Source organism: Armatimonadia bacterium (assembly GCA_039679385.1).
Taxonomy (GTDB): Bacteria; Armatimonadota; Zipacnadia; order Zipacnadales; family JABUFB01; genus JAJFTQ01.
This window is the reverse complement of sequence record JBDKVB010000031.1, coordinates 67,274-73,403: the sequence shown is the minus strand read 5'-3', so window position 1 is coordinate 73,403 and position 6,130 is coordinate 67,274. Positions and strand designations below refer to the sequence as shown.

Genomic DNA, 6,130 nt, shown 5'->3' with positions numbered 1-6,130 from the left:
GACACGGCCTGGAAGACGTGGCTGCAGTCTGAGACCCAGACGCCGGCCAGGCGGACACCGCGCCGGGAGATGGACTCGTACAGGTCGATGGGCAGCGGCTCCATGGGTGCCGCAAGACCGGCCAGCGCCACTGTTCCGCCCATACCGACGGCTGCGAGCGACTGCTGGATGCTGCGGGGCGTCCCGGCGGCATCGAGAACCACATCAAAGGGCCGGTCGGCAGTGCCCGGCAGGTCGTCGGTGAAGAGCACGCGACAGCCCATGGCCTCGGCGATCTCCAGTCGGCTGCGACTGCGCTGTGTACCGGCGACCCAGACCTCGGCGGCGCCGCGAGCCAGAGCAAAGGCAGCGCAAAACAGCCCGAGCGGACCGGGGCCGATCACGAGGACCTGGTCGCCGAGGGAGATCTGGGCCAACTCGGCGGCATGAGCGGCCGTTCCGCCGCTGCAGGTGGCGGCCACGATGGAGGCCGGATCGGTCTCCGGCGGCAGAATCAGCACTTCACTTTCCGGTCTGATGTAAAGATACTCCGCATAGCAGCCGTTAAGCCATGTAGGAGCGCGTGCAGGAAGCGTGATTCCGTAGACCTCGCGGTTCACGCACAGGGAGGGGCGACGCTTCACGGCGCACTGGTAGCAGTGGCCGCACATGATGCCGCGGTTCCACACGATCAGATCGCCAGGCTTGACAGGCTTGCCCAGCAGGTCGCGGCGCTCGCCCTCGAGGGCTTCCACGAACCCGATGCCCTCGTGGCCGGGGATCATGGGGAGACGATCGGCAGGTACCCGCGGGTCGTCGGCGTTGATGATATCAAGGTCGGAGCCGCAGATCCCGGCGGCAGCAATGCGGGCGAGGATAGCACGGGGCGCAAGCTCCGGCACGGGGATTGCAGCCTCCTCAAGGGGGCTGCCGAATCTGCGTAGCAGCATCACACGTGCGGTTTCAGGCATGAGGGAACCGAGCACTGCCCTCCTTAGGAGGTAGGAAACCGACCAGAACGGTCTAGGCTCCTGTGGATAAACCTGTGCACACTGTCGAAAACTTACTCAGCGCAGCCGGAACAGGGCATGTAACGCATGTAAAGCATATTCAGCCTGCAACCCTGTCTAGCTTTGAGGTGCGGAGTCTAGCTTTCGGTGCTCCTTGCTAGCCAGCTATATATATGGTTCTCCCCGATTATACCACTCCAGACCGGCATGCCTCTACTCCCCGGCCTCCGTCAGCGCCCGGATCACTGCCCCTGCCAAGTCTTCCACCTGGCTGTTGAAAACCGTTCGCGCGTCCAGGATCAAGGCGTCGGTGTGGACCCTGGGGTACACCGAGGGCTCGCCCAGACGCAGGCGACGGGCCAACTCGTTCGGCGAGGGGCCGTCGGAAGGGGTCAGGTACACGGAGGCGGTCTCCAGCTCCTGCTCCGGCAGCGATCCACCACCGACACGAGCCGAGGTATCCCGCACGACGGCGATTTGCACTCCCGCCGGCAAGGACTCGCGCAGTAGCCCTGCCAACTGCTCGGCGCGGGCAGCGACTTCCTCGATCGGCTCCGTGGCGGCGCGCAAGGTGGGGATCTCGCGCAGGGCCCGTGGTGGGTCGGCGATCAGGTCGAGGGTCGCCGAGAGTGCGGCGATGGTGAGCTTGCCGCAGCGCACAGCGCGAGCCAGCGGGTGCTTCTTCATGGCCTCGATGAGGTCGGGACGTCCGACGGCGATTCCGCACTGAGGTCCGCCGAGGAGTTTGTCGCCGGAGAAGGTGACGATATCGGCTCCGGCAGCCAGACTCTCAGCGACCGTCGGCTCCTCCCCTACTCCGAGGGCGGCCAGGTCCACCAAGGCACCACTGCCCAGGTCGTCGATGAGCGGCAGACCGTGGGCATGGGCCAGGTCGGCCAGCTCCTTCAGACTCGGCTCCGTGGTGAAGCCGATGATGCGGTAGTTGCTCTGATGAGCCCGCAGGAGGGCCGCCGAGTTCTCCCCCAGGGCCCGCTCGTAATCGCGCAGATGGGTCCGGTTGGTGGCTCCGACCTCACGGAGGATGCAGCCGCTCTGCTCGATGACTTCTGGGACCCGGAAGGACCCGCCGATCTCGACGAGCTGCCCGCGAGAGACGATCACCTCGCGACCCTTCGCGACGGTCGCCAGGGCCAGCATGACGGCTGCCGCGTTGTTGTTGAAGACAGCGCCGGCCTCAGCACCGATCACGCGACGCAGCCGGTCCGCGATGTGAGCGTGACGGGAGCTTCGGGTGCCCGTTTCGAGGTCGGCCTCGAGGTTGTTGTAGGAGCGGGCGATGTCGTAGACGGCCTTCGCGGCGGCTTCCGCCAGGACCGAGCGACCGAGGTTGGTGTGGACGATCACCCCGGTGGCATTGATGACCGGGCGAAGGCCGGTGCGAGCTGTGCGGCGAAGGACTGCCTCGGCCTCCTGCCACACCGCTTCGAGCAAGGGGGCAGGCGGCATCGCCCCTTCGGTGAGTCGCTGACGCCAGGTCTCTACGGCCTCACGGAAGGCTTCGGTGACGGCCTGAGGGCCGAAGCGGAGTACGAGCGACGCCGTTTCGGGGTGGTTGAGGAGAGCTGTGATGGAGGGCAGATCACGTAGGTCTTTGGGCTCATGCACGGGCGTTTCGCCCCTTTCCGGAGTACGGAAGAGATTCTCCGGAGGGGGAGTACAGTCCTTCCGGCGAGGAGGGGGTGCCCTTGTCAGGAGCGGTGCCGTGTGCTATAGTCATGCCCCCACCTTGAGGGCTTCCTCGGGCTGGAAAAAAAGGGGGACGAGGGCAGGAGGACAAGGAAGGAATCGTGTCCTGCCCGGGGAATTGGCCGCAACACACGGTGCCGTTCTCGTTCCTCTGCCACGCAGGTAGGTTCTTCGTTCGTTGTCTCGTTTTGCTTTTTTTTGGGGCCGTTAGTGGTATCTGTCCGCTCAGCGAACCGTCGCACCGGGGAGCAGGGGGCTCGCATAGCTTTGCCGTTGCTCGGACGCTGGGGAACAGGCTTCTGGTTTGACCCATCAGGTCTTATCCACGATGGGTGCAGTTTAGGGGAGGGGCCCCTGAGAGGGTCTCGTCGCGACTGTTCCGACCTGGACGCCGGAGCCTTCGCAGCTACCGTCGTGCGGACCTTGGGGCAAGGGTCTGCACGTCCATCACCCTCGCGACGCGTGTCCCGTGCCGAGCCTTTGTGGCCTGAGGGCCGCGGCACTCCCCGCTTTAGAATGCCGTTAGGAGGACATCGGGGATGCCCAGCAAGGATACACAGGAAACCCGTGAGTTGTGGAGCACGGCCTTGCCGCTGCTTGCCGAGCGGGTAGGAAGCGCGACCTATGACAGCTTCCTGCGCAACACGGTCGCCCTGGGCTACGACGGGAGCACCTTCGTCTTGGGGGTGCCGACGCAGTTTGCCAAGGAGTGGCTCGAGCAGCGACATGGCGACGCTATTGGCGACTGCCTGGCCGAGATCGCGCAGCGACCGGTGGCAGTTCGTCTGGAGGTTCGCGGGGCGCCACAACCCCCTACACCACCTCCCGCAACTGTGAACGCAGGTACGAAGGGGCATGACTCACCCGAGCCGCTCTTCGGCGGCACGCCGCTGAATCCGCGGTACACCTTCGACAACTTCGTCGTGGCTGACTGCAACCGCTTCGCGCATGCTGCCGCGCTTCAGGTAGCCAAGTCACCAGGCCGCAGCTACTCTCCGCTCTTCATCCACAGCAAGGTCGGACTGGGCAAGACTCACCTGATGCAGGCCATCGGAGCTTACGTCAAGCGTGAGCGGCCGTCCTCGCAGGTCGTCTACCTCTCCGCCGAGAGTTTCGTTAACCAGGTCATCACCGCCATTCGCGAGGGTCGCACGGAGGAATTCCGCCGACAGCATCGCTACGTTGACGTGTGGCTGGTCGACGACATCCAGTTTATCGCTGCAATTGAGGGGCCGGCGTCGGAAGAGGAGTTCTTCCACACCTTCAACACGTTGTGTGAGACGAACAAGCAGGTCGTCCTCGCCAGTGACGCTCCGCCCAGGCAGCTCAAGATCATGAACGACCGCCTGCGGAGTCGGCTGGAGATGGGTATCGTCGCCGACTTGCGGGCACCGGACGTCGAGACCCGCGTCGCCATCCTCGAGAAGAAGGCCGCCGCCGAGCAAGTCGAGATCCCGCGCGAGATTCTGGAGTATGTGGCGCAGAAGATAGAGTCCAACATTCGGGTACTCGAAGGCGCGCTGCTGAAGGTCTGTGCCTACAAGTCGCTGTACCAGACGACGCTCAATCTGGCTACAGTTGAGGAGATCATTGCCGACTATTCCACTGTGTCGGCGGGTCGGCATGTGACTCTGGACCAGATCACCGAGCGTGTTTCGGACGCGCTGAAGGTCTCGCAGCCCGATATCATCGGCCCGAAACGCAACAGGGAAATCGTGTGGCCGCGCCAGGTGGCCATCTACCTGTCCCGCGAGCTCACCGACAAGTCCCTGGCAGAGATCGGGAACTACTTCGGCGGCCGCGATCATTCGACTGTCTTGCACGCCTACAACAAGGTCAGCGAGATGCTTAGCAGCGACGAAGAAGTTCTGTGGCTCATCAATGATCTGCGAGCCGCTCTACGGGGGGAGTAGAAGGCCGGAGGAGGTATCGGCGGAGGTTTCCACGAACCCCTTTGAAAGCCTGTTGACGAGCTGCGCATGGGTGTGCGAAACTAGGTGGTCTGTGGGAGTTGTGGATAACCGGGACTCGCTTTCCACCGAACCATCCCGAGGGAAAAGTGCGACGCTCCAGGGGCTGCAAGTGGTTTTCCACGGTTTCCACGGCACTACTACTACTTCTACGATTTGAATATACTAATCCAGTCTTTCTAGAGCGGGCATAACTCGCTATCAGTAACCGGCTCGACTCAACCCGGCAACCCTCGAAAGGGAATCTCGGCCAAAAGCCTGTAGAGCTGGAGAGTGAGTTACGAGCCTTTTTTCCTTGGTCTTCAGTTGCCGTTCGTCTAAGGGAGGGCCGCCTCAATGCTCAACGTGATATGTCCCCGTAGTGAACTGCAGGCAGCGGTGCAGACAGTCTCCCGCGGGGTCACAGGTCGCAGCACGCAGCCGGTTCAGCAAAACGTGTACCTGGAGAGCAAAGACGGCTATCTGCGCCTGGCCGCCACAGACTTGGAGTATCTGAGCATCGAGGCGAAGATCGAGGTTCAGGTGATCGAGGAGGGGGCAGTGACGGCACCTGCCCGCGTGCTGGCTGAACTGGTGGGCAATCTGCCGGATCAGGAAGTCACGCTGGTGGCCGACGAGAACCAGGCCCTGACAGTGACCTGCGGCGGGTCGCATGAAGTCATTCGCGGGCTGGCAGCCTACGATTTCCAGAGGTTCCCGCCGATTGGCGAGGCCCTGCGAGTGAGCCTTCCGCAGGCCGTGCTGCACGGGATTGTGCGGCAGACAGCCTTCGCGACCTCGCGAGACGAGACGCGGCCGATCCTGACCGGCGCGCTGATGGAGTTCAGCCCTACCGGGCTGCAGGTCGTTGCGACGGACACTTACCGGCTGGCCCTGCGGAGTGCCCAGATCGAGATCGGCACCGAGAAGAAGTGGGCGGCAATCGTCTCCGGGAGGACCCTTGGCGAAGTGCTTCGCGTGCTGTCAGCCGATTCCGAAGAGCCGGTTGTGGTCGCTGTGGCGGATAACCAGGTTGAGTTCGAAGTCGGCGGAACGAAGCTTGCGGCACGGCTGATTGAGGGCCAGTTCCCGAACTTCCAGAAGGTCATCCCCGAGTCCTTCGAGCGCCGTGTGATCGTGAACCGGAAGGCGCTGGAACCGGCTCTAAAGCGTGCGCTGATCGTGGCGCGCGAGGACGCGAATCGGACTGTCCTGCGACCGACGGCGGGGGCCCTCGAGATCACCGCCGAAAGCTCGGACGTGGGCAAGGTTCTGGAGACGGTTCCTGCGACGCTGGAGGGCGAGCCGACGGAGATTGCCTTCAACGCTCGCTATCTGCTTGATGTGCTGGAAGCCGTCAACACGGAGAACATTTGCCTGGAGCTTTCCGGTCCGCTGAACCCCGGAATGGTGCGGGCAGAGGGTGACGAGAGCTACCTGTATGTGCTGATGCCCATGCAGATCATGTAAGAGAGCTGGACGCCG

General features: G+C 63.5%; 4 protein-coding genes. 2 read left to right on the top strand and 2 right to left on the bottom strand.

Annotated features, from left to right (window positions below):
- On the bottom strand, nt 1–881 hold an 881-nt coding region (locus ABFE16_03170; GenBank protein MEN6344275.1), incomplete at its 3' end, for an alcohol dehydrogenase catalytic domain-containing protein.
- 321 nt (nt 882–1,202) lie between these two features.
- The gene (gene selA / locus ABFE16_03165) at nt 1,203–2,615 is read right to left on the bottom strand and encodes an L-seryl-tRNA(Sec) selenium transferase (protein ID MEN6344274.1); all 1,413 of its coding nucleotides are present in this window, start codon (nt 2,613–2,615) and stop codon (nt 1,203–1,205) included.
- 620 nt (nt 2,616–3,235) lie between these two features.
- Between selA and dnaA the strand changes: the two genes are divergently transcribed.
- Together dnaA and dnaN are read left to right on the top strand one after the other, a co-directional pair.
- Nucleotides 3,236–4,609, top strand: coding sequence for a chromosomal replication initiator protein DnaA (gene dnaA, locus ABFE16_03160; GenBank protein ID MEN6344273.1), 1,374 nt, complete (start codon nt 3,236–3,238; stop codon nt 4,607–4,609).
- Nucleotides 4,610–5,002: 393 nt separating this feature from the next.
- Nucleotides 5,003–6,115 (top strand): DNA polymerase III subunit beta, encoded by a 1,113-nt coding sequence (dnaN, locus tag ABFE16_03155; protein MEN6344272.1) that lies wholly within the window; start codon nt 5,003–5,005, stop codon nt 6,113–6,115.
- Nucleotides 6,116–6,130: the final 15 nt, after the last annotated feature.